Source organism: Flavobacterium calami (assembly GCF_038290035.1).
Lineage (GTDB): Bacteria > Bacteroidota > Bacteroidia > Flavobacteriales > Flavobacteriaceae > Flavobacterium > Flavobacterium calami.
The window spans coordinates 41,265-67,344 of record NZ_JBBYHS010000017.1; the positions used below are offsets into that span (position 1 = coordinate 41,265).

The window sequence follows — 26,080 nt, forward strand, 5'->3', positions numbered from 1 at the left end:
ATGCCAACAATTTCACTCAAAGGCAAAAACATGCCCGAATCACCGATACGCAAGCTGGCTCCTTTTGCAGATTTAGCAAAGAAAAAAGGACACAAGGTGTATCACTTAAACATTGGTCAACCGGATATCAAGACACCCGAAGTGGCCATCGAGGCGGTAAAAAATATTGATTTGAGTCTTATAGAATACAGTCCGTCTGCCGGATATGAAAGTTATAGAAAAAAATTAGCTCATTTTTACCAGCGCCAAAATGTAAACGTTAACACAGAAGACATCATTGTTACTACTGGTGGTTCTGAAGCCTTACTTTTTGCACTGGCCACAATTACAGACCCTGGAGATGAAATTATTATTCCAGAGCCTTTTTATGCTAATTACCATGCCTTTGCATCATCAACAAGTGCAACTGTAGTACCTCTTGTTTCTACAATCGAAACCGCTTTTGCCTTACCAAGTATAGAAGAAGTTGAAAAATTAATTACACCGAAGACAAAAGCCATCCTGATTTGCAATCCGGGAAATCCAACTGGTTATTTATATTCTGAAACAGAAATTAAACAATTAGCAGGCTTAATAAAAAAACACGATTTATATTTAATCGCTGATGAAGTATACCGTGAGTTTTTATATGATGGAGACGATGTCCATTTTTCTGTAATGAATTTAGATGATGTACAGCAAAATGTAATTATGGTCGATTCGGTTTCAAAACGTTACAGTATGTGCGGTGCAAGAATCGGCTGTTTGGTGACTAAAAACAAAGAAGTTCTGGCTACTGTTATGAAATTTGCCCAGGCTCGTCTGAGTCCGCCAACTATTGAACAGATTGCCTGCGAAGCTGCTATTGACACACCTCAAAGCTATTTTGATGAAGTAATATCAGAATACAAAGATCGTCGTGATACTTTAATCGCAGAGTTAAACAAAATTGAGGGCGTAATTGTAACCAAGCCGAAAGGTGCATTTTACTGCATTGCACAATTACCAATTGACAATTCCGATGATTTTGCACGATGGCTTTTAGAAAGCTATGACTTAAATGGTGAAACTGTTATGATTGCTCCGGCTAAAGGATTTTACTCAACTCCGGGAATGGGACTGAATCAGGTTAGAATAGCTTATGTTTTAAACAAAAAAGATTTAATTACCGCAGTAACCATATTAAAGGAAGCGCTTATTGTTTATAACAAAAAATAATAAGTGCAAACACAATCTTCAAAAGACAATAACATCCTAAGTTATTGTCTTTTGTGTTTTTAATAAAATACCTTTTCTTTTTAATTTAAATTATATCCAAAAAGGAGCAATTAAATAGTAAAAACGATAGAAAAGGTTTCCTATTTATTAATTATCTTTACCGCCTTAAAAAGATATACCCATTATAATAGTAGTTTTTAATGATAAATAACGAAGATTTTTTAGACGAAATAGGTGACAATCACTTCAGCAGTAATGCTCAAAACCCTTTAAGAGCTGATGCTTTTGACATAACTGACGAGGAAAAAATAGAAAAAATAAAAAAAGATGTTGAAAACATTCTACAAACTCTGGGAATGGATTTGACGGATGACAGCATAAAAGGAACTCCAAACAGAGTTGCAAAAATGTTTGTAAAAGAAATTTTTGGAGGTTTAAATCCTGCAAAACAGCCAAAAGCTTCTACTTTTGACAATAATTACAAATACGGAGAAATGTTAGTAGAAAAAAACATTACAGTTTATTCTACATGTGAACATCATTTACTACCAATTATAGGACGTGCTCACGTTGCTTATATTTCAAGCGGAAGAGTTATTGGTTTATCAAAAATGAACCGTATTGTAGAATATTACGCAAAAAGACCTCAGGTTCAGGAGCGATTAACAATGCAGATAGTTCAGGAACTTCAAAAGGCTTTAGGCACTGAAGACGTTGCCTGTGTTATTGATGCAAAACACCTTTGCGTTAACTCAAGAGGAATTAAAGATATCGAAAGCAGTACAGTAACATCTGAATTTGGTGGAAAATTCAAAGATCCTCAAACGAAAAGAGAATTTTTAGATTATATTAAATTAGATACTCAGTTTTAGTTTAATCGGTAAATCGTTAATTTGTTTAATCGCTTCGTCACTAAACCTTAATTTTCGATTAAACGATTAAACAAATCAACAATTAAACAGAAATCAATGTATCTTTTTTCATTTGAAAAGCTAGAAGTTTGGCAAAATGCAAGAATGTTTATTTTGGATATTTATAAATTAACTAGTAAATTTCCATCGAATGAATTGTTCGGTATTACTTCTCAAATAAAAAGAAGCTCATCATCAATTGCTACTAACATTGCAGAAGGAACTTCTAGAAATACAAACAAAGATAAAGCTCATTTTTTAACAATCTCATATTCATCCGCAATGGAAACTTTGAATCATTTAATTCTTTCAAAAGATTTAAATTATATTTCAGAACCAGAATATGTTCAATGTCGTGAAAAACTTGAAAAAATCTGCAATCAATAAATAATCTAAAAAAATACTATCTTTCACAAGTATAAATCAGATAATCAAAATTAACGATTAAACGATTAAACGATTAAACGATTAAACATAAATACTATGCCTTTATATACAAGTCAGCCCTTAAAAATATACAACTCCCTTTCGGGTGAAAAAGAAAATTTCAAACCAATCCATGAAGGAAATGTTGGAATGTATGTTTGCGGACCAACGGTTTATAGTAATGTGCATTTAGGAAACGTAAGGACTTTTATGTCTTTTGACGTCATTTTCAGGTATTTTTTACATCTGGATTACAAAGTTCGCTACGTCCGAAATATTACCGATGTCGGCCACATTGTGGATGATGTTGACGAAGGTGAAGATAAAATTGCAAAAAAAGCGCGTTTAGAGCAATTGGAGCCAATGGAGGTTGTTCAACGCTATACAGTTGACTTTCATGATATTCTAAAAGCTTTCAATTTTTTACCACCAAGCATTGAACCAACCGCAACAGGTCATATTATTGAACAAATCGAAATTATCAAAAAGATTATTGATACCGGAATTGGTTATGTTGCCAACGGTTCTGTTTATTTTGATGTTGTCAAATATAACCAAACCAACAATTACGGCGTTTTAAGCGGCAGAAATATCGAAGATATGCTGGCCAATACACGTGATCTGGATGGACAATCAGATAAAAGAAATCCGCAGGATTTTGCGCTTTGGAAAAAAGCAGAACCTGAACATATCATGAGATGGCCTTCTCCCTGGAGTGACGGATTTCCTGGGTGGCACCTTGAATGTACTGCAATGAGTACAAAATACTTAGGAAACCACTTTGACATTCACGGTGGCGGAATGGATTTAAAATTCCCGCATCACGAATGTGAAATTGCCCAAAACGAAGCCTGTACCGGTCAGTCTCCTGTAAATTACTGGATGCACGCCAACATGCTTACGCTTAATGGCAAAAAAATGGCAAAATCTACAGGAAATAATATATTGCCAGGAGAAATTTTAAGCGGAGACAATACTATTTTAAGCAAAGCCTTTTCTGCTTCGGTAACGAGATTTTTTATGTTACAGGCACATTACAGAAGCATCCTTGATTTTTCTGATGATGCTATAACCGCTGCCGAAAAAGGATACAAAAGATTAATGGAAGCACTTGATGCTTTATCTGGAATTTCAGCAGGAAATTCGAGTTCAATTGATTTTAATGCGTGGAAACAATTATGCTACGACGCAATGAATGACGACTTTAATACACCTATTTTAATTGCTCAATTATTTGAAGGAGTTCGTTATATTAATTTACTAAAAGAAGGCAAAGAGACCATTTCTGCCGAAGATTTAAAAACGTTTTCTACTGCAATTAATGCTTTCGTTTTTGATGTCTTGGGATTAAGCGATGAAAAAGCTGCCGACAGCAACAATGATAAATTAGAAGGTGTAGTAAACATGCTTATCGGAATGAGAAATCAGGCAAGAGCTGATAAAAATTTCGCTCTATCTGACCAAATTAGAGATCAGTTAATTACTTTGGGCATTCAATTAAAAGACGGAAAAGAAGGTACCACCTTTTCACTTTAAACGATCTATCCCTAATAAATCATGAAAGTTACAACTCCATTTGTTTTATTAGTACGCTTTTATCAAAATGCTATTTCGCCATTTACGCCAGCATCATGCCGATTTGAACCAACATGTTCGAGCTATATGATTGAGGCCTTGCAAAAACATGGATTATTTTATGGAGGCTATTTAGGAATGAAACGCATTTTAAGTTGTAATCCCTGGGGAAAATCAGGCTATGACCCTGTTCCCGAAAAAAAATGCTCACATAAACATTAACTTTTTATAAAGAGGAACTCTTCTATAAATATTTATTTTTACAATTAACAAAACACAATATTACATGACACACGCCTTAAATATCGTTTGGAATCCTTCTGAGGGAATCGATTTAGGATTTTTTATGATTCGCTATTACAGTTTAATGTTCGTTATCGCTTTCGGATTAGGATGGTTCCTGATGAAAAAGATGTTCGAACGCGAAAACGAATCAATTGACAAACTGGATTCTTTATTTGTCTGGACTGTTTTAGCAACTTTGATTGGCGCCCGTTTGGGTCATGTTTTATTTTATGACTGGGAATACTTTAGAAACCACTTACTAGAAATATTTCTACCTTTTAGATTTGAACCAAAATTCGAATTCACAGGATTTCAGGGATTAGCGAGTCACGGTGCTGCAATTGCCATTATTATTGCCATGTATTATTACAGCAAAATGATCCTAAAACGTCCATTATTATGGATTTTAGACCGCGTAGTTATTCCGGTAGCAAGTGGAGCCATCTTTGTACGTATCGGAAACTTCATGAACTCAGAGATTATTGGAAATGACACTACCTCTGCTTTCGGAATTCGTTTTTTACACGATCAGTTTAGCAAAAATGAAGCTGTAAATGCAACTCAAATAGCTAATCCCGCAGATGCCTACACCGCAATAGCAGTAGACCCAAAATTTGCCAGCTTATTAGCTCAGGTCCCTGCAAAACATCCTACGCAATTATACGAAGCATTCTGCTACGTTTTTGTCTTTGCTATTTTATACTTCTTATATTGGAAAACAAATGCCAGACTTAAATCAGGTTATTTGTTCGGCTTGTTTTTGGTTCTTTTATTTGTAGTAAGATTCATAGTAGAATTTGTAAAAGAAAGCCAGGGTGGTTTTGAAAGCGCATTAGGCTATTTCTCTACCGGACAATGGCTAAGCATCCCTTTTATCATAATCGGTCTTTTCTTCATCATTAGAGCACAAAGAAATCCTTTAGCGGAATCTTAAACAAAAGTGAAGAATAAATATAATGCTCAATACAATTAATATTGGGCATTTTTTGTATCATAAAACTAAAGTTTCGAAATTTAACAAACACCCTACCGTTTCTCATTCTACAAACATTAGAAGCAGAAATCTGGATTCCACCACAACCTCTGTCCTGCTGTACGCTATATCTTTTCACTGCTAAAGAAGCAGTAAAAAGGATACCACTTCCATCAGGGCTAAAACAGGATATTTTATTTTCATAATAAATCATGTTTGTTGGACAAAATTAGAACCAAACATCGACTGTGTATAGTCAAAACTCTTTCAATCAAAAACGTTATAAAACTGAATTATAACGAAATAATCAATTATAAAATTCCTTACGATTCTTTTTACCGCATCTGTAATTGACATCATTCTACTGATTTCAATCAAATAAAACAGTATCAGTATTTTAATAAAATTACAGCTTAAAAACCGCTCAAAATTCTTATTTCAAAAATAAATCTTCACAATCCCTTCAAAAAAAAATCCGGCAAAAGCCGGATTTTATATTTAATCAAGGTTTTAACTTTAATTAGGCCTTGTTATGTTTGTCTTCAATGGTGTGTTTTTCATCTTTTGAAATTGTATCAACCAAGACCGGTGTAGCAATAAATAATGATGAATAAGTACCTACAATAATACCAATTAACATTGCAAAGATAAATCCTCTTATTGATTCTCCGCCAAAAATGAACATGGTCAATAATACGATGATCATCATTAACGAAGTATTCAATGTTCTTGATAAAGTCGTATTAATAGAAGCATTTACAATATCTTCAAAACTACCTTTACGATTTCCGATAATAAACTCTCTAACCCTGTCAAATACAATTACCGTATCATTCATAGAGTAACCAATAACTGTAAGAATTGCTGCAATAAAGTGCTGATCCATTTCCATGTGGAAAGGCATAAACTTATAACATAAAGAGTAGATTCCTAATACAAAGATTACGTCATGCGCAACAGCTGCGATCGCACCTAATGAATACTGCCATTTACGGAAAGAAACCATTAAGTATAAGAAAATAACTGCCATTGCTCCAAGAACTGCCCAGTATGAATTAGTTTTGATATCCTCAGAGATAGAAGCTCCAACTTTAGAAGCCTGTAAAACCCCAACCGTTTTTCCATCATAAGTATTTATGAATTTCTCATAAGAAACACCAGGGAAATATTTCGCTAGTGCGTTATATAATTTTTGATTCACTTCTTCATCAATAGCTACTCCATCCTCTTTGATTTTATATTTCGTAGTGATTTTCAACTGATCGTCATCACCTAAGATTTTAGCCTCAACAGGAGTTCCAAATGCAGCAGATAATTCATCCGAAACAGCAGTTGCATCTACAGGTTTCTCAAATTTAACCTGAAATGTTCTACCTCCGACAAAATCAACACCCTCATCTAATCCATTAACGAAAAAGATAGAAACCAAACTCACTACTGTTACAATAGAAGAGAAAATATAAGTGAATTTCTTAACTTTAATAAAGTCATAGTGGAAATTAGTAAACCAGTTTTTAGTAATATTTGTAGAGAAGGTTAAATCTCCTTTTCCTGCTATATTTCTATCAATAAAAATTCTTGCAATAAAGATTGATGTAAATAATGAAGTTACTATACCAATAAGCAATGTTAAAGCAAAACCTTTAATTGGTCCTGTTCCAAAAATAAACAGGATTGCTCCAGTCAATACGTGAGTAACGTTTGCATCAATAATAGAACGCATCGCACCATGCCATCCGTAGGAAGCTAACACAGCTTCAGACAAAGACTTCCCTTCGCGTAATTCTTCTTTGGCTCTTTCAAATATAATAATATTCGCATCTACCGCTGTACCCAAAGTTAATACGATACCTGCAATACCCGGCAATGTCAATACGAAACCAAAACTTGCCATAATTCCGAACAAGAAAAGTAAGTTCAATAATAATGCAAGGTTAGCATACCAGCCCGCTTTACCATAATAGAATACCATCCATAAACAAACTAACAAAAATCCTAGCACAGAAGAAATAGTACCTGCATCAATCGCAGCCTGACCTAAAGATGGCCCAACAACAGTTGACTGAATAATATCTGCCGAAGCCGGTAATTTACCTGCATTTAAAACGTTAGCTAAATCTTTAGTTTCTGCCACATCAAAAGAACCTGTAATTTCAGATCTTCCTCCCGCGATTGGTCCGCTAGTTACTCCTGGTGCAGAATACACTACATTATCCAGAACAATAGCGATATAACTTTTTTGAGCAAAAGCTCTTCCTGTCAATTCTTCCCAAATTTTAGCCCCCTGAGGACTCATTTGCATTGAAACAGCAGGTTTTCCTAATTGATCAAAAGTATCTTTTGCATCAGTAACAACACCACCACTCATAGCAGGAGCATTATCTCTGTTTCCTTTTAAAGCATATAATTCTACTGCTTCAATATCTTTTCCTTTAGCATCTTTTGTAACAGTTGGTTTACTCCATACAAATTTTGCATTATGCTGATCTCCTGCCAATAAAATTCTGATTTCAGGTCTTTTGAAATACTCATTAATAACTGTAGTATCTTTTGGAGCAAAATAACCTAAAACAGGTCCGCCACCCTGACCAATAATTTTATCAAACAAAGGATTGTTTCCTTTTTTAGTATCAGTTGAATCCTTTGCATCAGTTAATAATGCATTTAATGAATCTTTAGCAACAGTTTTAGTTTCAGTTTTTTTAATTTCAGTCTTTTTCAAAGCCTCATTAGCAGACACTAAGAAGTTTCCGATTTCTTCAATTTTAAAAGTTTCCCAAAACTCTAACTGAGCTTTACCTCCTAATAATTTTTTGATTCTATCAACATCTTTAGCACCCGGAAGCTCTACTAAGATCCTTCCTGTTTCTCCTAATTTTTGAACGTTTGGCTGTGTAACACCAAATTTATCGATACGCTCTCTTAATACTTTGAAAGCACTTTCAACAGATTCATCAACTTTTCTTTTAATAACTTTCTGAGCCTGAGCATCTGACATCTGAAAATCGATACCACCTTCTCCCTGCAAACTTCTGTTTGCAAAAATATCAGGTGATGCTAATTTCACTTGTCCTTTTGAGTTAGCCTCAAAAGCTTCAAAAAACTTATTTAAATAGGTTTTATTCCCTTCTAAATTTGCACTTGCGTCGGCTAATGATTTGTTAAAAACAGGGTTTTTAGAATTGTTAGCCAAACCTTTCAAAACATCTTTTATAGAAATCTGAAGAATCACATTGATTCCTCCTTCTAAGTCAAGACCTTTATTCAATTGTTTGTTTTTTACTTCGTTATAAGTAAAATCTGTAAAACCAAGATCAAAAACCTTTACTTTACCAATAGAATCTAAATATTTTAATTCTTTATCAGGATTATCTCCTGCAAAAGCTTTGGCTTCTTCCTTGACATTATTTGCCACAAAAGTGAAAGAAAGCTGGTAAATACTTACCAATGCAAATAGAATTGCGAAAAATTTAATAAGTCCTTTATTCTGCATTATTACTAAAAATTAATTATGTTTTTTGTTTGTTGTTTGTTTTAAACTCCCATAAAATAAGCCCTGATATGAGTTTTTAAACTAAAAAACCGTAATCACGAATTACAACATTTTTTTTAAACCGAGCAAATATATAATTCTCGAAATGATTAAACAATTTATTTATTAATTAATCTCAAAAAAAAGACTGCAAAAGTGCAGTCTTGATTCTTTTTTATTTAAAATATCTAAGCCAGAATCGATTTTAGGGCATCATTCATACTCCTAACCGCATCTGCACTTTTAGCAAACAAAGCTTTTTCTTTTTCATTGAGATGAATTTCCAAAATTTGTTCAACTCCGTTTTTACCAATTATACAAGGCACACCGATACATATATCATTTTGACCATACTCCCCTTCAATAAAGACAGAGCAGGCAATCATTTTCTTTTGATCGTTTAAAATACTATCCACCAAAAAAGCAACCGAAGCGCCAGGAGCATACCAGGCAGATGTCCCCAAAAGCCCCGTAAGCGTAGCTCCTCCAACCATTGTATCAGCAGCTACTTTTTGCAGCACTTCTTCCGAAAGAAATTCCGTTACCGGTATTCCGTTGTATGATGCAAGACGGGTTAACGGAATCATAGTTGTATCTCCATGACCACCAATTACCATTGCCGAAATATCATTTGCCGGTTTATCTAAAGCCAAAGAAAGATATGTTCTAAATCGGGAACTATCTAATGCTCCTCCCATTCCAATTATTCTGTTTTTTGGTAATCCAGTAGATTTTAAAGCCAGATAAGTCATAGTATCCATTGGATTAGAAACCATCACTATAATTGTATTAGGCGAATATTTCAATACATTCTCGGCAACCGTTTTTACAATTCCTGCATTAATACCTATCAACTCTTCACGAGTCATTCCGGGCTTTCTTGGAATACCTGAGGTAATGACAACTACATCACTATTAGCTGTTTTGGAATAATCATTAGTAACACCAGACACATGAGTATTAAAACCTGTATTTGTAGCACATTGCATGATATCCAACGCTTTCCCTTCGGCAAAACCCTCTTTAATATCCAACAATACTACTTCGCTGGCTATTCCTCTATAAGAAATAACATCCGCACAAGTGGCTCCAACATTTCCTGCTCCTACAATGGTAACTTTCATATTTTATACTTTATTGGTTATTAATTATTTTTTAGGTTTAATTTACGAATTGTTTAAACACCTGACGAATAAATTGCTTGTTTTTTTTGCCTTTTAAATCAAAAATTCTACCTGCAAAAAAAAACAACTCCTTAATTATGCATCAATATTTGCGTAAACAGCGTTTTTCTCAATAAACTCTCTACGAGGTGGTACTTCATCACCCATTAACATTGAGAAAACCTGATCTGCTTCTGCCAGACTATCAATATTTACCTGACGTAAAGTCCTGAAATTCGGATCCATTGTGGTTTCCCATAACTGTTCAGCATTCATCTCTCCAAGACCTTTATAACGCTGAATTGCTGCACTTCCTCCCATTCTTTCATTCGCCTGATCGCGCTGAACATCATTCCATGCATATTCCTTTTTGTTTCCTTTTTTAACCAAATACAAAGGTGGAGCTGCAATATAAACATGCCCTTCTTCAATCAATTCTTTCATGAAACGGAAGAAGAACGTCAAAATTAAGGTAGAAATATGACTACCATCAACGTCGGCATCACACATAATAATTACTTTATGGTAACGCAATTTTGACAGATTCAGTGCCTTACTATCTTCTTCTGTCCCAACAGTAACACCAAGTGCTGTAAAAATATTACGAATCTCTTCGTTTTCAAACACTTTATGATGCATTGCTTTTTCAACATTCAGAATCTTACCTCGTAATGGCAAAATGGCCTGAAAATTACGGTCACGTCCTTGTTTTGCAGTTCCGCCTGCCGAGTCTCCCTCGACAAGATAAACCTCACATCTTGCCGGATCCTGTTCAGAGCAATCTGAAAGTTTTCCTGGCAATCCTCCACCGCCCATTACGGTTTTACGCTGAACCATTTCACGCGCTTTTTTCGCAGCATGACGTGCCTGAGCAGCTAAAATTACTTTCTGGATAATTACTCTTGCATCATTTGGATTTTCTTCAAGATAATTCTCAAGCATTTCTCCAACAGCCTGGGAAACCGGAGAAACTACTTCTCTGTTTCCAAGTTTAGTTTTTGTCTGTCCTTCAAATTGAGGCTCTGAAACTTTTACCGAAATAATAGCTGTCAATCCTTCACGGAAATCATCTCCAGAAATTTCAAATTTCAGCTTATCTAACATCCCGGAAGCATCGGCATATTTTTTAAGGGTTCTTGTCAAACCACTTCTAAAACCCTGCAAATGTGTCCCTCCCTCGTGTGTGTTGATATTATTAACGTAAGAGAAAATATTTTCTGAATAGCTTGTGTTGTAAATCAGCGCCACTTCAACCGGTATTTCTCCTTTATCATTATCCATGCTGATTACGTGAGAAATAATTGGCTCACGGTTTCCGTCTAAATAACGTATATATTCTTTAAGGCCTTCATCAGAATGGAATACTTCACTTTTAAATTCGCCTTTTTCATCTACCTCTCTTTTATCTGTAAAAGTGATTGTGATTCCTTTATTCAAAAAGGACAGCTCACGCATACGAGCTGAAAGTGTATCGTAAGAAAACTCTGTTGTCTGAGTAAAAATAGTATCATCCGGGTAAAAAGTCTGACGTGTACCCCTTTTATCTGTTTCTCCGATTTGTTTTACCGGATACAAAGATTTTCCTCTTTCATATTCCTGCTCATAGATTTTTCCTTCTCTAAAAACAGTAGATTTCATATGAACCGAAAGTGCATTTACAACAGAAACCCCAACACCGTGAAGACCTCCGGAAACCTTATAAGAATCTTTATCAAACTTACCTCCTGCACCAATTTTAGTCATTACCACCTCAAGTGCAGAAACTCCTTCTTTTTTATGTAAATCAACCGGAATACCACGACCATTATCCTCAACTGTTATTGAGCCGTCTTCGTTTATTGCAACACTAATCGTATCACAATGTCCTCCCATCGCCTCATCAATAGAGTTATCCACAACTTCATAAACCAAATGGTGCAGCCCTCGAACGCCTACATCTCCAATATACATCGATGGACGCATTCTTACGTGCTCCATTCCTTCTAATGCCTGAATACTATCTGCTGAATAATTGTTCTTCTTGATTTCTTCGCTCATATAATTTATTCTAAAAAATGTAATTATTGTCTTAACACGCAAATATATGAAAACGCAATTTATATACCTCTTAATTTTACTGTTTAAAGACCTAAGTTATTAACACAATTGTCTGAAAAATCAAAAAATAAACCCAAAAGCCGACTTTAAATTCCAATTTTATTAATTTCCAAAATCTAAAAATAGGAATAGCGTAAAAATCGATATGTTTCTAAATTTCAAACCTTATTTTATAACTCCCGGAATTAAGCTCCATAAAAAAACCGAAACACATTTTGAATGCATTTCGGTATTGCTTATTTTAATAAAATATTAAAATTACGAATGTTATTTAATCGAAACTAAGCCTAAACTTCAATTCCTGTTTTCGCTATTTCAACATCAGCATTTAAATGTGCTGCATTCGCCCTTCCGCTTGGATCAGGATTATCCTGCCATTTTGGAATCCATTTTCGAACTGTCTGTGCTGAACTTACCTGAGGATAATGTTTATGAAAAATAGACCTGTACAAATAAGCTTCTTTTGTTGTAGGCGAATTATAAGGGAATTCTACTGCTGCTCCTGCCAATTGTTCATCTGAAACCTGCGCAGCACAATATTCAATTAATCCATTAACCCATTCATAGCCCACACCATCTGAAAACTGCTCTTTTTGTCTCCACAAAATATCCGAAGGTAAATATGGATTTTCAGGTGTATCAAAAGCTTTCCTTAAAATATACTTTTCAACAGCCTCATATGTTTTGGGTTGTTTTTCCTCTGTTTTAATTCGAATTGCAACATCAAGGAAGTCTTTATCCAAAAATGGCACTCTAAGCTCTAAACTATGCGCCATTGTAGATTTATCAGCACGTAATATATCTGCAGTAAACAGCTTTTGAACCCTTTCGATAGTTTCTTTTTGAAATTCTTCTGAAGACGGTGCATTTCTAAAATACAAATGACCTCCAAAAACCTCGTCAGCACCTTCTCCTGAAAGAATCACTTTTATTCCTTTTTCTCTGATTGCTTTTGCTAATAAATACATCGGAACACCTGAACGTACAGAAATAATATCGTATGTTTCGATGTGGTAAATTAGTTTTTCTAAAATCTCTACCCCTTCCTCAACTGTAAAATAAATTTCATGATGTTGAGTACCTAAAAATTCAGCTGCTTTTCTTGCCGCAATATTATCAGGAGAATCCGCATCTAAACCTATAGAAAATGAATGTAATTTTTCTTTGCTTCCTGCTAATAATCGTGATGCAATAGCAGAAGTTAAAGATGAATCCAATCCTCCTGAAAGCAATACTCCAACCGGTACATCGCTCATTAAACGTTTGCGCGTTGCCTCAATTAAAGACTCTCTGATCAAATCTAAATCAAGTGGCTGATTTGCATTTTCATATTCCTCATATTCTGGTTCATAATATTTAACAAATCCTGTTTTAGCCGTATAATAATGACCCGGAGGGAAGGTTGAAAATGACTTACACTGATCTGCTATGGATTTCATTTCCGAAGAAAAATAAATTCTTCCTCTTTCGTCTAATCCATAATACAGTGGCTTAACACCAACCGGATCTCTTCCTGCAATGTAATCATCACCATTAACGACTACAAAGGCAAAATCCCCATCAAGTAAATTACAAAAATCATAACCAAATTCTTCGTATAAATGTACTATTACTTCCGAATCGGTTTTTGTTTTGAATGTGTGGTGCTTTAAAATCCCATCCCTTAGTTTCTGATGGTTATAAATTTCTCCATTATGAACCATCCATGCGTTTTTTGATCCCTGAATTGGCTGTTTGCCTGAATGCAAATCCATAATAAACATCCGTTCACTAGCCAAAATGCTTCCATTTTCCATAATATGCAAATCACTATCATCTGCTCCCCGATGCGACATTCTTCTAGAAAGTTCTTTTACGAGTTGCGGGTCTTTTCCTTTACCTATAACGGCTAATATCCCACCCATACTATTCTGTTTTTAATTATGTATTTATTCCTGACTTGATTCTGAAAAATTTCTTCTTTCGGCGAAAGCCAAATATAAAAAATTCAAATAAACATTTAAACTGCAAATAATTAAACTCACAAAAAAACATTTCAAACAAGTTTTATAAACCAAGAAAACGTTCCCAGAGAGAACGTTTTCTGTAATATAAGCTCTACATCAAACTTTATGATTTTTGATAAGCATCATCGTGTACACTCGCAACCGCTCTTCCAGATGGATCGTTCATGTTTTTGAAAGCCTCATCCCACTCCAAAGCAATTTTTGTACTACAAGCCACACTTGCTTCCTGAGGTACACATAATGCCGCTGCATCACTTGGAAAATGCTCTGTGAAAATTGAACGATAGTAGTACTCCTCTTTTGAAGTTGGTGTTTGTAATGGGAATTTAAATCTGGCATTTGCTAATTGCTCGTCTGAAACTTCTCTTGCCACTACTTCTTTCAGGGTATCGATCCAGCTGTATCCTACTCCGTCAGAAAATTGCTCTTTTTGTCTCCATGCCACACTTTCCGGAAGCATATCTTCAAAAGCTTTACGAACAACCCATTTTTCCATTGGATGTTCTTTGTTGATCATTTTATCTTGTGGGTTGATGCGCATCGCAACATCCATAAATTCTTTATCTAAGAATGGCACACGACCTTCGATTCCCCAGGCTGCTAAACTTTTATTGGCTCGCAAACAGTCGTACATGTGAAGTTTGCCTAATTTACGAACGTTTTCTTCGTGAAATTCTCTAGCATTTGGTGCTTTGTGAAAGTATAAATATCCTCCAAACAACTCATCTGCACCTTCACCGGACAGCACCATTTTGATCCCCATAGACTTGATAACCCTTGCCATTAACCACATTGGAGTTGAAGCTCTAACTGTAGTTACATCATAAGTCTCAAGATTGTAAATTACATCACGAACAGCGTCTAAACCTTCCTGGATTGTAAATTTGATTTCGTGGTGAATTGTTCCGATATGATCTGCTACTTTTCTTGCAGCAGCTAAATCTGGTGACCCTTCTAAACCAACTGAGAAAGAGTGCAATTGTGGATACCAGGCATCTGTAGTATCGTCTGACTCAATTCTTTTTTGAGCAAATTTCTTAGCTACAGCAGAAGTAATAGAAGAATCTAAACCTCCAGAAAGTAAAACTCCGTAAGGAACATCACTCATTAATTGCCTGTGAACAGCTGCTTCTAAAGCTTCTTTAATAGCAGGAATACTTGTCTCATTGTCTTTTACAGCATCATATTCTGTCCAGTCTCTTTTGTACCATTGTACAAATTCTCCGTCTTTGCTTGATAAGTAATGTCCAGGAGGGAATAATTCAATTTTTGTACAGTATCCTTCAAGAGCTTTCAATTCAGAAGCTACATAAAAAGTTCCGTGCTGATCCCAACCAATATATAATGGAATAATTCCCATGTGGTCACGAGCTACAAAATATTCATCTTTATCAACATCATAAATCGCAAATCCAAAGATTCCGTTTAATTCATCTACAAAGCTCACTCCTTTTTCTCTGTATAAAGCCAAGATAACTTCACAGTCGCTTTCTGTCTGAAAGTTGTATTTTCCAGCAAATTGTTTACGAAGCTCTCTGTGGTTGTAGATTTCGCCGTTTGCAGCCAAAACTAATTTTTTATCTTCAGTAAATAAAGGTTGTTTTCCTGAAGCCGGATCTACAATTGCCAAACGCTCGTGAGAAAGAATCGCTTTATCATTGCTAAAAATTCCGCTCCAGTCCGGTCCGCGGTGACGAATAATTTTTGACATTTCTAAAACCTGAGGTCTTAGCGCTTCGGCTTTTTGCTTCAAATCAAAGGCACATACAATTCCACACATAATTTTATATTTTTTTCTTTTTAAATTTTATTTTGATAGGGCAAAGATGAAGTATTAGTTATAATCTAAAAACACAAATACCAATATCAATTACAAATATCAATCAAAACAATTAATTTACATACTAAATGTAAAATTTTAAGGCAAAAAAAAGGCTCAAACTTGAAATTTTTAATTTGAAAGATCAAAAGGGTTTAAAAAAGTAACTCCTTCATATATAATTCATTTAAAACTTAGACCAATCTTTCTCGAGCTACTTACAAAGATTCCTCGTACCTCGGAATGAAAAAATGGAGCAGAATATCTCTACTCTACACTCTCAATTTTATAATGCGTTTTATTAATTTCAAACTTAAACCCAGCTTTATTACCCATTAAATGATTTCCCAAAGGAGATTGTGGTGAAAGCGCAATAACATTGATGCCGTCAATTGCTATTTTGGGAAGCGCGACACATACATACAAATAGATTCCGTTTGCTTTTACCAGACTTCCTGATATAATATTTTCAGTTGTTTTTGCAGAGTCAATTTTGTCTAAAACCGCTTTCTGGGTAATTGCTTCTTTTAACTTATTGGTTAGTTTTTCCTGCTCGATATGCATCATCGACAATGCTGTTTCGTGTTTATCGCCTGCAGAACCTTTGGCGTCGTTTTTAGAGTCTTCGGTCAGATTTGAAATCATATCCCTGAAAACATCGATTCTGTCCTGAACCATTTGCAGGTAATGAGAATGTATTTTTTGTTTAAAAGTCATTTTTAAAGGTACTGATGTTTCTAAGTTACAAAGATGCAAAGGTTTTATCCAAAAGCTTCATAAAGCTAAATGCTTTTTTTTATTCCAATCAAGATTCATTAACAAAAATTAACAAGATGTTTTAGATTTTTCAGTAAACTATCAATAATTTTAACACTCATTAATTTTAACTATCAATATGAAAAAATCAACAATTATCACAACAATTGCTTTTGCATTCACAATGCTTTTATCATTAAATATGAATGCTCAAAAGTTCCCTGATTTAGACAAAAGTCCAATGGATGCAGCATCTTATCCAAATGATTATAAGGTAAGTGCTAAAATTGCTAAAATTACTTACAGCAGACCTCAGTTAAAAGGGCGTAATGTAAGCGAATTGGCTCCTTACGGAAAAGTTTGGAGAACCGGAGCAAACGAAGCAGCAGAAATCACTTTCTACAAAGATGTAAAATTAGGTGACAGCAAAATTAAAGCCGGAACATATACCTTTTTCACTATTCCTGAAAAAGATTCTTACACTGTTATCATCAGCAAAGATCTGAATGTTTGGGGTTCTTATAATTACAAAGCAGAAAATGATGTAGCAAGATTAAAAGTACCTGTAACTGAAGCAGCAGATTCTTTGGAAGCTTTTTCAATGGTTTTCACAAAAGCAGACAAAGGAATTGTTTTAAACTTAGGCTGGGATAAAGTAAGAGTGGCGGTTCCTTTTACGGAATAACAATACTTTAAAATCAAAAAAAAATAGCTTCCTGATTTTGGAAGCTATTTTTTTTATAATTGAATTTTGTTTAAAAATCGAATTTGTAATTCGCACCGCCTAACATCTGGAATCCTTGCACCGGATAATTCAGCCATTTTTCATAATTCTGGTTTCCAATATTGTTTAATTTGAGGAAGAAAGTCAGTCGTTCGCTGAATTTATATCCTAAATGTGCATTCGCATCAAAATAACTCTTTAGGGTAACTGGAACTCCTGCAATCGGAACAGTAAAATCAGTTTGTTTAGTCTGCATATCCTTACGCTCTCCCACATAAAAAACGTTTAAGCCAGCATACCATTGTCTGGTGATATTGACATCAAGATTAGAACCTAATTTGATTGTTGGAAGGTTCCAGGCTTCTACAGGTCCATCTGTCTTGTAACTATTAAAAGTTCCGTTGATTCCAAAAGTTACATTTTCAGAAAAATCGGCTTTTAATTCTCCGTAAAAACGAAATGTCCTAACATCTTCATAAACCACTCCGAATGAGTTTCCGTAAGCGTAATTCTCGTTTGTAAAATCTTCTGTGTAATCATTGCTTTTAAACAAAGCTTTGTTTTTTTCATTCAGATAAGAACCTGTCAGATTATAGCTTACATTGTTTGCTAATTTACCTTTCAAACCTGCAAACACATTATACTGAGTGCTTGACGGCGTCATGTTTAGTGTTGGCGATAAAAAAGGATTTTCATTTACAAAGTCAGCATATGAATTCTGCGTTAAAGTTCCATTTACTCCTGTGTAGAAAATCATTAAATCTCCCACTAATTTATACGAAGCATTGATTTTTGGATAGATATAAAACTTATTTCCGCTATTTTCAGAATCCAGTGCATAATACAATCCTGCTCCTAATTCCAGAGTCCAGTCGTTTTCATTTACTACGAAACTTGGTTCAACGCCAAAATTGGTCAGACTATATTTTACAGGATCTGTATTAGTCTTAAAATAATTATTTTCAAAGCTTCCGCTTACATGGTCAATAATTACATTAGTGTTGATTGAATGATCCATTATATCAACTTTAAAAGTAGGTTTCAGGTAAAAACGATTTTCTGACGAAGAAAAACTATCCGAAAAATGAGTGAATTTTGTCGCTACTTTACTAAAAACACTTTCATTGAATTCAAAATTTCCTCCCACTGAAATTGTATTATAAGTATGTCCAGGATTGATTTTATTTATTAAATCAACACGATCCTGCGGAAGTAAATTCGAACCAAAATCCTCAGGAAGTCCGTACCAATTGTAGATTTGGTTTTGATATCCTAATTCTACATTCCATGACATATCCCTGTAATTTTGTCCATAACCTACATTTAATGCCGTATCATAAAATTCATCATTCAAAAGTACATCTTTGATTCCGCCCTGTGATGAATGATGACGGAACATTCCAGACACAAAATCATCATTTCCTAAATCCTGATTTACAAACAACTCCCCATTTAGTGTGCTATAATTTCCAAGACCTAAAGTCACATAGTTATTAAACAGACGTTCTTTTTTGGTTTTTTCTACGCCAGCCGCTTTTCCTTTTGAAGGGGTAAACGTTGATGCCACAGGAACAGACAGAATACTATACTTAATAGTTTCTTTTGGCTGGTTTCCAGAATCGTCAAGCGAAGGAGTTTCTTTCACTTTAAACGCATCTGATATTGTTGGAGAATATGGTTTTACTACGTTTACCGTTTCTGTTCCAATATTTTCATTTTTCTTTTGCGAAAACGAAAGCTGAAAAACAAACAGCAATGTTAGAATTATAGTTTTATTCTGGAAATTAATCTTCATATTTTATACTTTTTTTGTAAAATGTATTCTGTAAAATGTAAAATGCTTTATTTCAGTTTACTTATTACATTTTACAATTCTATTACATTATCTAAATTTTCTAATTATCACATTCTCTAATTAACAGGCTTCCCATTCGCCCTTAGCTATAAATTGAGTCTTCCCTCCTATTTTTATATCAAATTCATTGTCTGTTAATTTTCCTTTGAAATAAATTTGAGACGGACGACCAATATAATCTCCCTGATGATTTATCGTTTCAATTTCCGGCGAATGATACTTTAAAAGAAATGCCTGCAAACAAGTACTTGCGCTTCCCGTCGCAGCATCTTCAACCAACTGATTGTGTTCTATGCATAACATTCTGCTTATAATTTCCGAATCTTCTATACAATAAAAATATAAGGCTCTGTGACTGGTTTTACAATTTCTTTTCAGCCATTCATCCGTTTTATCTTTATCTAAAACTAAATTTTCTAAAGCTCTTTTACTATTTAAAGGCACTATCACAAAAGCACTTCCGGTAGAAACTTCCTGAATAAGATATTGATTCTCAAAATCACTGACTTTTAAATTACTAAATGAAGTAAAGTCTTCTTTAGAAAAAACATCCCAAAATCTTGGCTGTGCCGCTTTAAGCCAAATCAAATCTTCTTTCTTATGAATGGCAATTGGCCCAATTGGAACATTTAGTTTAATTTCATCAGGCGAATTATCAAAGATCTTATTCATTAAAACCCATGAAGTTCCAATTATTGGGTGTCCCGCAAATTGCATTTCGTGCTCGGGTGTAAAAATCCTGAGATCGGCGCTATTGTTTTTGAAATCAAGATTGGTAACAAAAGTACTTTCTGCAAAATTGATTTCTCTAGCTATAATTTGCATTTCTTCTGAACTGAGATTTCCAGCGTCTAAAAAAACAGCCAACTGATTTCCGGCATATTTTTTATCTGTAAAAACATCAACTATATAAAAAGGTAAACTCATAACTTGTAAAATGTGGTTTGTGAGATGTAAAATGTAATTTCCTTTATGTTCTTTTTACAGATAACATCTTACTTTTTACTTATAAAACTATTTTGTAATTGACGAATTCGTTTTAGACTCTTCCAATTTGATTGCGCTTAGCTCTCTTTTGGCTTCCTCAACCACATCAGGATAATCTGTAAAATTGTTGATTACGTTATCCAAAATATATGTCGCCTGATAACTATCTTTTAAACCGTAGAAATTTTTAGCCATTAGAACCAATCCCTTCGCACCGTAATATTTATAGCCTGAATAATTTTTAGCCAGTTTTTGAACGACTGTATTAGAGGCATCAAATTTTCCTTCTTTCGTTTTAAAATAAGCATCATAGTACAACGCCTCTGCTGCCAGTTCTCCTTTTGATGTCGCTGATAATTTTGCATAAGCTGACTTGGCTTTATCTTCGTCACCGGTTTGTATTGCTGCACGTGCAACAATAATCTGCGCATCTGCTTTTACATTGGCATCTGCTTTCGGATTTTGCAGCACTTTATCTGCGTATATAACAGAATTAGCGTAATCTTTTTTATCGTAATAGCACTTCATCAAATTTGCCTGAGCAAAATTTTTATTCTGAGGGTAATCCGCTTCATTTTCTAAACGAACCAAAACCGGAACCGATTTATCGCAATCTTTTGCTTTTAAGAAAATTTGAGCCAATCTGCTTAAAGATTGCTCTGTAAATTCGCTTCTTGGCTGAGCAATTACGTATTGGTAATTTGATACTGACTTAGTTTCTGAACCTTCTGCATAAAGCAATTGTGCCAAATAAAAATTCGCTTCCAATGAATGTAATCCCGAAGGAAATTTGCTTACATAACCTGTAAAACCTGTAATGGCCTGTTTACTGTTGTTCTGGCTGTATTGTTTAAAAGCAGCATCATAAGTATCATTGTCTAATTCTGCATCTGTAACCGAAACAAAATCCAACGTTCTCACCCAGGTTGCATATTCATCTACTTTTCCGGAATCAACATAGATTAATCTCGCTGTCGAAACTGCTTCAAGAGCTTCAGGCGTTTTTGGGAATTCGGCAGCTACTTTTTTAAATTTCGTCAAAGCCTGTTCGTCACGATCTGAATTGTAATAAATCAAACCTTGTCTCAAAATCGATTTTGAAGTAAATGAACCATTTTTGTATTCTGAAATTAACTGATCGTAAGTTTTAATCGCCTGCTCATTCTTTTTATCAGTTACATACGTATTCGCCAATTCGAATAAAACATCATCACGATATTCCGATTTTTTATACATCTGAAGAAAATTATTCAACTCGTCAATTTTCTTGTCGTTTCTGGACATAAAGCCGTATGAAATCGCTTTTTGAAACTGCGCATAATCAGCGTCAACTCCTTTTGCACTAATTGCTTTTCCGTAAGCTTCCATTGCCTGAGCATATTTAGAAGTTACAAATCGGCAATCACCCAAACGTAAATAGGAATCGTTTAATCGCACTTTGTCACCTGTAGCATTATCAATCTGAGCCTGAAAAGAATTTCCTGCCTGATCGTACTCTTTCAGTTTAAAATACGTGTATCCAATATTATAATTAATGTTTTTATATTCGTCAGTTGTTTTTGCTGATGATAAGCCGGCAAACTGCTTGTAGCTCAATAATGCATTCTGAAAATCATCTGTTACATACTCAGATTCTGCTTTCCAGAAAGTGGCACGAGCTGTAAACTCAGGATTTTTTTGCTCTTTTACGGCTCCATTAAACATTTTTAAAGCTTCGGAATAATTTGACTCATTGTATAATTCTAAACCTCTGTAAAAAAGTACTTTTTGATATGCCAATTTATTTTCAGGAGTTCTGTTTTTTTCCAGTAAAACCAAAGCTTCTTTGTAGTTTTTAGACGAAATATAAGAATCCACCAATAATTTTTCTACTTCTGAACGACTTGAATTATTTGGGTATTTTTTCAAGAAATCAAGTAAAATTCCCGGAACAGTCTGATAAGCATTTCCTATTTCGTAACTCAACTTTGCGTAATTCAAAGCAGCATCTTCCTGAATTTGGACATTAAAATCCATTTCAGAAGCATTTTTAAACGCATTCAGGGCTTCTTGCTTTTTACCTGTGTTAAGGTATGCTAAACCTAAATGGTAATAAGCGTTTTGCGCTACGAAATCTTTTCCTTCAATAATTTTATTGAATTGTGAAATCGCTTTTTCGTATTCTTTTTGTTCATAATAAGCATACCCTAATTGGTAGAAATCGGTATTATTCCATTTTCCTTTCTTGCCTTCATATTTTTCTAAAAACGGAATCGCTTTGCCGTATTGTTTTAGATTGAAATAACTTTCTCCGATAATTTTATTTAACTCAGACTTTTCAATTGCATTCGACTGAGCCATTGCTGCCTGTCCTAAGTCTATTGCTTTTTGAAAATTTCCTAGTTTAAAATTCATATCAGCCTGAAAATACGAAAGCTTTTCTTTGTATTTTTCTTCACCCGAAACCTCATCAAAATATTTAGTTGCTTCCTTATAATCATCGCCTTCATAAGCCATAAATCCGAGGTAATATTTGGCTTGTGAACCAAATTGCGGAGAGTTTACCACCTTATTGAAATATGTTGTAGCTTCTTTTTTCTTTTTGGCATTAAAGTAACTGTATCCTTTTTGGAAATTAAACTTATCCAAATCAGATTTATTCATATAACTTTCGTCTACTTTATCAAACCATTGTAATGCTTTTGGATAATTTGCCTGCTCGAAGAAAAAATGGGCGACTTCAATATACGCCTGATTTTGTTTAGTACTTGTTGGATAATCACTAACAAATTTTTCCATTAATTCATCGGCATTAGACTGATTTGTTCTAATGGCACAATTTGCAATATAATAAGCACAATCCGACTGAACTTCCTCTGTAATTTCGGTATTTTTTACAGATTCGAAAATATGTTTGGCCGATGCATATTGCTTGTCGTTATATAAAGCCAGCGCTTTGTCAAAATCTTTTAAATCGTAAGTATAAATTGCCGATTTTTGTGCCGATACGGTTGCCGAAACAATAAGAATCTGGAGAAAAAAGAACCAGGAAATTTTACGCATTTTAGTTATATTTAGTATTCAAATGTATCATTTTATACTGTTTATAACGAAACGTTTTAAGCTTTTATTATGAACAAAAGTTTCATGTTTTCTAAATTTTCAGCCTTACAAACCCCAAAACAGAGATTGTAAATTTCCCAAACCGATTAATTTCTAAGAAGATAGTTTAACTATTTAAACAATTACAAAACCTGCTTCTGACTAAATTTTTTCTTCCCAAATGATTAAAATTTATTTTGAATCCAACCGTTAACTTATTACTTTTACCATTCAAATCAATTTTATTATGTCAGAAACCGTACTATCTCTTAAAGATGTCACTATATTTCAGGAAGGAAGAAAAATTTTATCACATATCAATTTAGAAGTTGAGCACGGTGAATTTATCTATATCATTGGAAAAACCGGTACCGGAAAAAGTAGTTTCATGAAAACTTTGTATGGTGATTTGCCTCTTTTAGAAGGTGAAGGACATATCGTAGAATTTGATTTGGCTGCTTTAAAAGAAAGTCAGATCCCGTATTTAAGACGCAAAATCGGAATTGTATTTCAGGATTTTAAATTGCTTCCGGACAGAACTGTACAAGACAATATGCTGTTTGTTCTTAAAGCAACAGGATGGGTTGAAAAAGAAGCTATGCAGCATAAAATTGACGAAGTACTTGATAAAGTTGGAATGAAAGATTTTCTAAACAAAATGCCACATCAGCTATCAGGAGGTGAGCAGCAGCGTGTTGCTATTGCAAGAGCTTTATTAAATGACCCTGAATTTATCCTTGCCGATGAGCCAACCGGAAACCTTGATCCTCAGACAAGTTCTGAAGTTTTAGAAGTTTTGAAAAAAATCAACGCCAACGGAAAAACGGTTATCATGGCTACCCACGATTACGCTTTGTTAATGAAATTCCCTTCTAAAACACTTAAATGTGAAGATCAAAGAATTTTTGAGGTGGTACAGAGAAGTGTATAAAACGACCTATTTCTTGTAAACGTGTGGGTTTTCTTTAATACCCTTTTTGAAGATTTTTCTAATATTCATTCTTAAAAAAGTATCCATTTTCAGAATTACATCGGTAAATTTATGTTCAGGTCTTCCCCTAAAAGAAGTCACATGAAACGTATCGGTTGCTAAAACCGGTGTTTTTGAAAAGTAATAATTCGAAATACAACATCTGAATCCGTCATAAACCACAGGTGAAACCGAATGCAGCGATTTATTGTGTGTAACCATGACAGCCAGTCTGTTAAATTTACTATGAATCGTAATCTGTTTTTTCTGTAAACCATTCGGCCATAATTCGAGATTACCTCCGTATTCTTCTTTCCAGTTGGGAGTGACATAATATAACAAATTCAATACTCGCCAGCGTTCACGGTCTTTATCGTGTGAATTATCCAGATGCGGATTCAGGAATTGTTTATTCCGCATCATGGAAAGTCCTCCAGCATAAAGAAATTCATCCGGAATAGGGTCTTTAATTTGACAAATTTCACCAATCAGTTCTACAATTCTGTTATCCTGAAAAGCATAAATGATTTCTTCTAAAACCGGATTATATAAATTCATCTGAACTGCGACAAATTTATCTTCCTTAATACTTTTTTTCAGAACCATCTGATCCTGCTTGGGAAAAACTTTATACAATTCAACTGCTATTTCTTCAGGAAGCAAATTATCCAGAAAAAAATAGCCTATCGCTTCTTTTGATTCTGCAAACTGTTTTGAAAGATGAACTTTCTCATCATTGACTCTTTTATAAATAATTTCGGCAAGCTCAATTCTATTTATAAATTCCATATTTTTGAATGTTTTATTGCTTTACAAATATATCACTAAATAGTTTTTATTAATGCTTTCTATTCTTATTCCGACCTATAATTACAATGTTTATAATCTTGTTTTAGAATTACACAAACAATGTATGAAAAGTAGAATTGAGTTTGAGATTTTATGTCTTGATGATGCTTCTGTTTATTACTCTATTGAAAACCAAAAAATCAAGCAATTAACAAATTGTAATTATTTCGTAAATGATAAAAATGCAGGGCGTACCTCAACGCGAAATAAACTTGCTGAAAAAGCATTATATAAATGGCTTTTATTTTTAGATGCAGATGTAATTCCGGTACATTCAAATTTTATTAATAATTACATTTCATTTCTGAATGATAAATATAAGGTTGTTGTTGGAGGATATCGCTACCAAAATATAAGACCTAACCCTGAAATGCTATTTAGGCATAAATATGGAAAAGATAGAGAAGAAAAAGCAGCTTCAGAAAGAAACTTTACTCCATACAATTATATCTTTTCTGGCAACATTTTAATTTGCAAAGAAACTTTTAAAATTACAAATTACACATCAGAAAACACATTTTATGGTATGGATAATTTCTTCGCATATCAGCTTTTCCTTAATAAAATTAAAGTAATCCATATTGAAAATCCAATTTACCATTTAGGGCTGGAAACTAATCAAATTTTCTTCGAAAAAAGCCTGAAGTCTGTTGAGATGAGGAAGCATTTTTTGATTGATTGTAATCAAATCGAGAAGATTAACCCATTAATCAAAACCTACAAAAAAATAAAACGATTTCATTTATTGCCAATTGCAACACTGTTTTTTAAAATTTTTGAACCATTTTTAAAAAGAAAAATTTTGAGTAAAAAACCAAACTTGTTTTGTTTTGATATTTACCGATTGGGATACATGTGTACAATAAAATAATCC

General features: G+C 34.1%; 19 protein-coding genes. 9 read left to right on the plus strand and 10 right to left on the minus strand.

The genetic code is table 11. The annotated features are described in order from the left end of the window. The 6 genes from AAEO57_RS15925 to lgt all read left to right on the plus strand — a co-directional run bounded on the left by AAEO57_RS15925 (position 1) and on the right by lgt (position 5,328). Positions 1 to 1,197, plus strand: coding sequence for a pyridoxal phosphate-dependent aminotransferase (locus AAEO57_RS15925; protein WP_341694021.1), 1,197 nt, complete (start codon positions 1 to 3; stop codon positions 1,195 to 1,197). A 200-nt stretch (positions 1,198 to 1,397) separates the two neighbouring features. Next, on the plus strand, positions 1,398 to 2,069 hold the full coding sequence (folE, locus tag AAEO57_RS15930) for a GTP cyclohydrolase I FolE (protein ID WP_341694022.1): 672 nt from the start codon (positions 1,398 to 1,400) through the stop codon (positions 2,067 to 2,069). Positions 2,070 to 2,165: 96 nt separating this feature from the next. Further along, complete coding sequence (locus AAEO57_RS15935) at positions 2,166 to 2,495, plus strand: four helix bundle protein (RefSeq protein ID WP_341694023.1); 330 nt, start codon at positions 2,166 to 2,168, stop codon at positions 2,493 to 2,495. A 96-nt stretch (positions 2,496 to 2,591) separates the two neighbouring features. Continuing rightward, a complete protein-coding gene (gene cysS, locus AAEO57_RS15940; protein WP_341694024.1) occupies positions 2,592 to 4,070 on the plus strand; it encodes a cysteine--tRNA ligase in 1,479 nt (492 codons plus the stop codon). Positions 4,071 to 4,091: 21 nt separating this feature from the next. After that, positions 4,092 to 4,331, plus strand: coding sequence for a membrane protein insertion efficiency factor YidD (gene yidD / locus AAEO57_RS15945; protein ID WP_341694025.1), 240 nt, complete (start codon positions 4,092 to 4,094; stop codon positions 4,329 to 4,331). A 64-nt stretch (positions 4,332 to 4,395) separates the two neighbouring features. Continuing rightward, positions 4,396 to 5,328, plus strand: coding sequence for a prolipoprotein diacylglyceryl transferase (lgt, locus tag AAEO57_RS15950; RefSeq protein WP_341694026.1), 933 nt, complete (start codon positions 4,396 to 4,398; stop codon positions 5,326 to 5,328). 559 nt (positions 5,329 to 5,887) lie between these two features. Here the strand turns inward: lgt and secDF are convergent. From secDF to AAEO57_RS15980, 6 genes are all read right to left on the minus strand, one after another. After that, positions 5,888 to 8,860, minus strand: coding sequence for a protein translocase subunit SecDF (secDF, locus tag AAEO57_RS15955; protein ID WP_341694027.1), 2,973 nt, complete (start codon positions 8,858 to 8,860; stop codon positions 5,888 to 5,890). Positions 8,861 to 9,087: 227 nt separating this feature from the next. Next, positions 9,088 to 10,023 (minus strand): malate dehydrogenase, encoded by a 936-nt coding sequence (gene mdh, locus AAEO57_RS15960; RefSeq protein ID WP_341694028.1) that lies wholly within the window; start codon positions 10,021 to 10,023, stop codon positions 9,088 to 9,090. Positions 10,024 to 10,158: 135 nt separating this feature from the next. Next, on the minus strand, positions 10,159 to 12,099 hold the full coding sequence (gyrB, locus tag AAEO57_RS15965) for a DNA topoisomerase (ATP-hydrolyzing) subunit B (protein ID WP_341694029.1): 1,941 nt from the start codon (positions 12,097 to 12,099) through the stop codon (positions 10,159 to 10,161). Between the two features lie 347 nt (positions 12,100 to 12,446). Then, positions 12,447 to 14,063 (minus strand): asparagine synthase B, encoded by a 1,617-nt coding sequence (gene asnB / locus AAEO57_RS15970; protein ID WP_341694030.1) that lies wholly within the window; start codon positions 14,061 to 14,063, stop codon positions 12,447 to 12,449. Positions 14,064 to 14,268: 205 nt separating this feature from the next. Further along, the gene (gene asnB, locus AAEO57_RS15975; RefSeq protein ID WP_341694031.1) at positions 14,269 to 15,945 is read right to left on the minus strand and encodes an asparagine synthase B; all 1,677 of its coding nucleotides are present in this window, start codon (positions 15,943 to 15,945) and stop codon (positions 14,269 to 14,271) included. 306 nt (positions 15,946 to 16,251) lie between these two features. Further along, the gene (locus AAEO57_RS15980) at positions 16,252 to 16,701 is read right to left on the minus strand and encodes a hypothetical protein (RefSeq protein WP_341694032.1); all 450 of its coding nucleotides are present in this window, start codon (positions 16,699 to 16,701) and stop codon (positions 16,252 to 16,254) included. Positions 16,702 to 16,879: 178 nt separating this feature from the next. Here AAEO57_RS15980 and AAEO57_RS15985 point away from each other — a divergent pair, with 178 nt between their 5' ends. Continuing rightward, positions 16,880 to 17,425: a DUF2911 domain-containing protein gene (locus AAEO57_RS15985; RefSeq protein ID WP_341694033.1), complete on the plus strand. Its 546-nt coding sequence runs from the start codon at positions 16,880 to 16,882 to the stop codon at positions 17,423 to 17,425. Positions 17,426 to 17,495: 70 nt separating this feature from the next. Here the strand turns inward: AAEO57_RS15985 and AAEO57_RS15990 are convergent, their stop codons facing one another. From AAEO57_RS15990 to AAEO57_RS16000, 3 genes are all read right to left on the minus strand, one after another. Continuing rightward, the gene (locus tag AAEO57_RS15990; RefSeq protein WP_341694034.1) at positions 17,496 to 19,259 is read right to left on the minus strand and encodes a TonB-dependent receptor; all 1,764 of its coding nucleotides are present in this window, start codon (positions 19,257 to 19,259) and stop codon (positions 17,496 to 17,498) included. Between the two features lie 120 nt (positions 19,260 to 19,379). Beyond that, entirely contained in the window at positions 19,380 to 20,246 is an 867-nt protein-coding gene (locus AAEO57_RS15995) for a PhzF family phenazine biosynthesis protein (RefSeq protein WP_341694035.1), read from the minus strand. A gap of 87 nt (positions 20,247 to 20,333) precedes the next feature. Beyond that, entirely contained in the window at positions 20,334 to 23,348 is a 3,015-nt protein-coding gene (locus AAEO57_RS16000) for a tetratricopeptide repeat protein (protein WP_341694036.1), read from the minus strand. A gap of 286 nt (positions 23,349 to 23,634) precedes the next feature. On the opposite strand from AAEO57_RS16000, the gene AAEO57_RS16005 reads away from it, so the two are divergent. Further along, a complete protein-coding gene (locus AAEO57_RS16005) occupies positions 23,635 to 24,318 on the plus strand; it encodes a cell division ATP-binding protein FtsE (RefSeq protein WP_341694037.1) in 684 nt (227 codons plus the stop codon). A 6-nt stretch (positions 24,319 to 24,324) separates the two neighbouring features. On the opposite strand, the gene AAEO57_RS16010 is transcribed toward AAEO57_RS16005, so the two are convergent. Then, positions 24,325 to 25,146, minus strand: coding sequence for a 2OG-Fe(II) oxygenase (locus tag AAEO57_RS16010; RefSeq protein ID WP_341694038.1), 822 nt, complete (start codon positions 25,144 to 25,146; stop codon positions 24,325 to 24,327). A gap of 52 nt (positions 25,147 to 25,198) precedes the next feature. Here AAEO57_RS16010 and AAEO57_RS16015 point away from each other — a divergent pair, with 52 nt between their 5' ends. Next, a complete protein-coding gene (locus tag AAEO57_RS16015; protein ID WP_341694039.1) occupies positions 25,199 to 26,077 on the plus strand; it encodes a glycosyltransferase family 2 protein in 879 nt (292 codons plus the stop codon). Positions 26,078 to 26,080: the final 3 nt, after the last annotated feature.

What these genes read in the sequence shown, in the direction of transcription:
- mdh (WP_341694028.1), bottom strand. Translation starts at nt 10,023, where the DNA reads ATGAAAGTTACCATTGTAGGAGCAGGAAATGTTGGAGCCACTTGTGCG.
- AAEO57_RS16010 (WP_341694038.1), bottom strand. Translation starts at nt 25,146, where the DNA reads ATGGAATTTATAAATAGAATTGAGCTTGCCGAAATTATTTATAAAAGA.
- AAEO57_RS15980 (WP_341694032.1), bottom strand. Translation starts at nt 16,701, where the DNA reads ATGACTTTTAAACAAAAAATACATTCTCATTACCTGCAAATGGTTCAG.
- asnB (WP_341694031.1), bottom strand. Translation starts at nt 15,945, where the DNA reads ATGTGTGGAATTGTATGTGCCTTTGATTTGAAGCAAAAAGCCGAAGCG.
- asnB (WP_341694030.1), bottom strand. Translation starts at nt 14,063, where the DNA reads ATGGGTGGGATATTAGCCGTTATAGGTAAAGGAAAAGACCCGCAACTC.
- AAEO57_RS15990 (WP_341694034.1), bottom strand. Translation starts at nt 19,259, where the DNA reads ATGAAGATTAATTTCCAGAATAAAACTATAATTCTAACATTGCTGTTT.
- AAEO57_RS15935 (WP_341694023.1), top strand. Translation starts at nt 2,166, where the DNA reads ATGTATCTTTTTTCATTTGAAAAGCTAGAAGTTTGGCAAAATGCAAGA.
- yidD (WP_341694025.1), top strand. Translation starts at nt 4,092, where the DNA reads ATGAAAGTTACAACTCCATTTGTTTTATTAGTACGCTTTTATCAAAAT.
- lgt (WP_341694026.1), top strand. Translation starts at nt 4,396, where the DNA reads ATGACACACGCCTTAAATATCGTTTGGAATCCTTCTGAGGGAATCGAT.
- secDF (WP_341694027.1), bottom strand. Translation starts at nt 8,860, where the DNA reads ATGCAGAATAAAGGACTTATTAAATTTTTCGCAATTCTATTTGCATTG.
- AAEO57_RS15985 (WP_341694033.1), top strand. Translation starts at nt 16,880, where the DNA reads ATGAAAAAATCAACAATTATCACAACAATTGCTTTTGCATTCACAATG.
- AAEO57_RS15925 (WP_341694021.1), top strand. Translation starts at nt 1, where the DNA reads ATGCCAACAATTTCACTCAAAGGCAAAAACATGCCCGAATCACCGATA.
- AAEO57_RS16000 (WP_341694036.1), bottom strand. Translation starts at nt 23,348, where the DNA reads ATGCGTAAAATTTCCTGGTTCTTTTTTCTCCAGATTCTTATTGTTTCG.
- AAEO57_RS16015 (WP_341694039.1), top strand. Translation starts at nt 25,199, where the DNA reads ATGCTTTCTATTCTTATTCCGACCTATAATTACAATGTTTATAATCTT.
- AAEO57_RS15995 (WP_341694035.1), bottom strand. Translation starts at nt 20,246, where the DNA reads ATGAGTTTACCTTTTTATATAGTTGATGTTTTTACAGATAAAAAATAT.
- folE (WP_341694022.1), top strand. Translation starts at nt 1,398, where the DNA reads ATGATAAATAACGAAGATTTTTTAGACGAAATAGGTGACAATCACTTC.
- gyrB (WP_341694029.1), bottom strand. Translation starts at nt 12,099, where the DNA reads ATGAGCGAAGAAATCAAGAAGAACAATTATTCAGCAGATAGTATTCAG.
- cysS (WP_341694024.1), top strand. Translation starts at nt 2,592, where the DNA reads ATGCCTTTATATACAAGTCAGCCCTTAAAAATATACAACTCCCTTTCG.
- AAEO57_RS16005 (WP_341694037.1), top strand. Translation starts at nt 23,635, where the DNA reads ATGTCAGAAACCGTACTATCTCTTAAAGATGTCACTATATTTCAGGAA.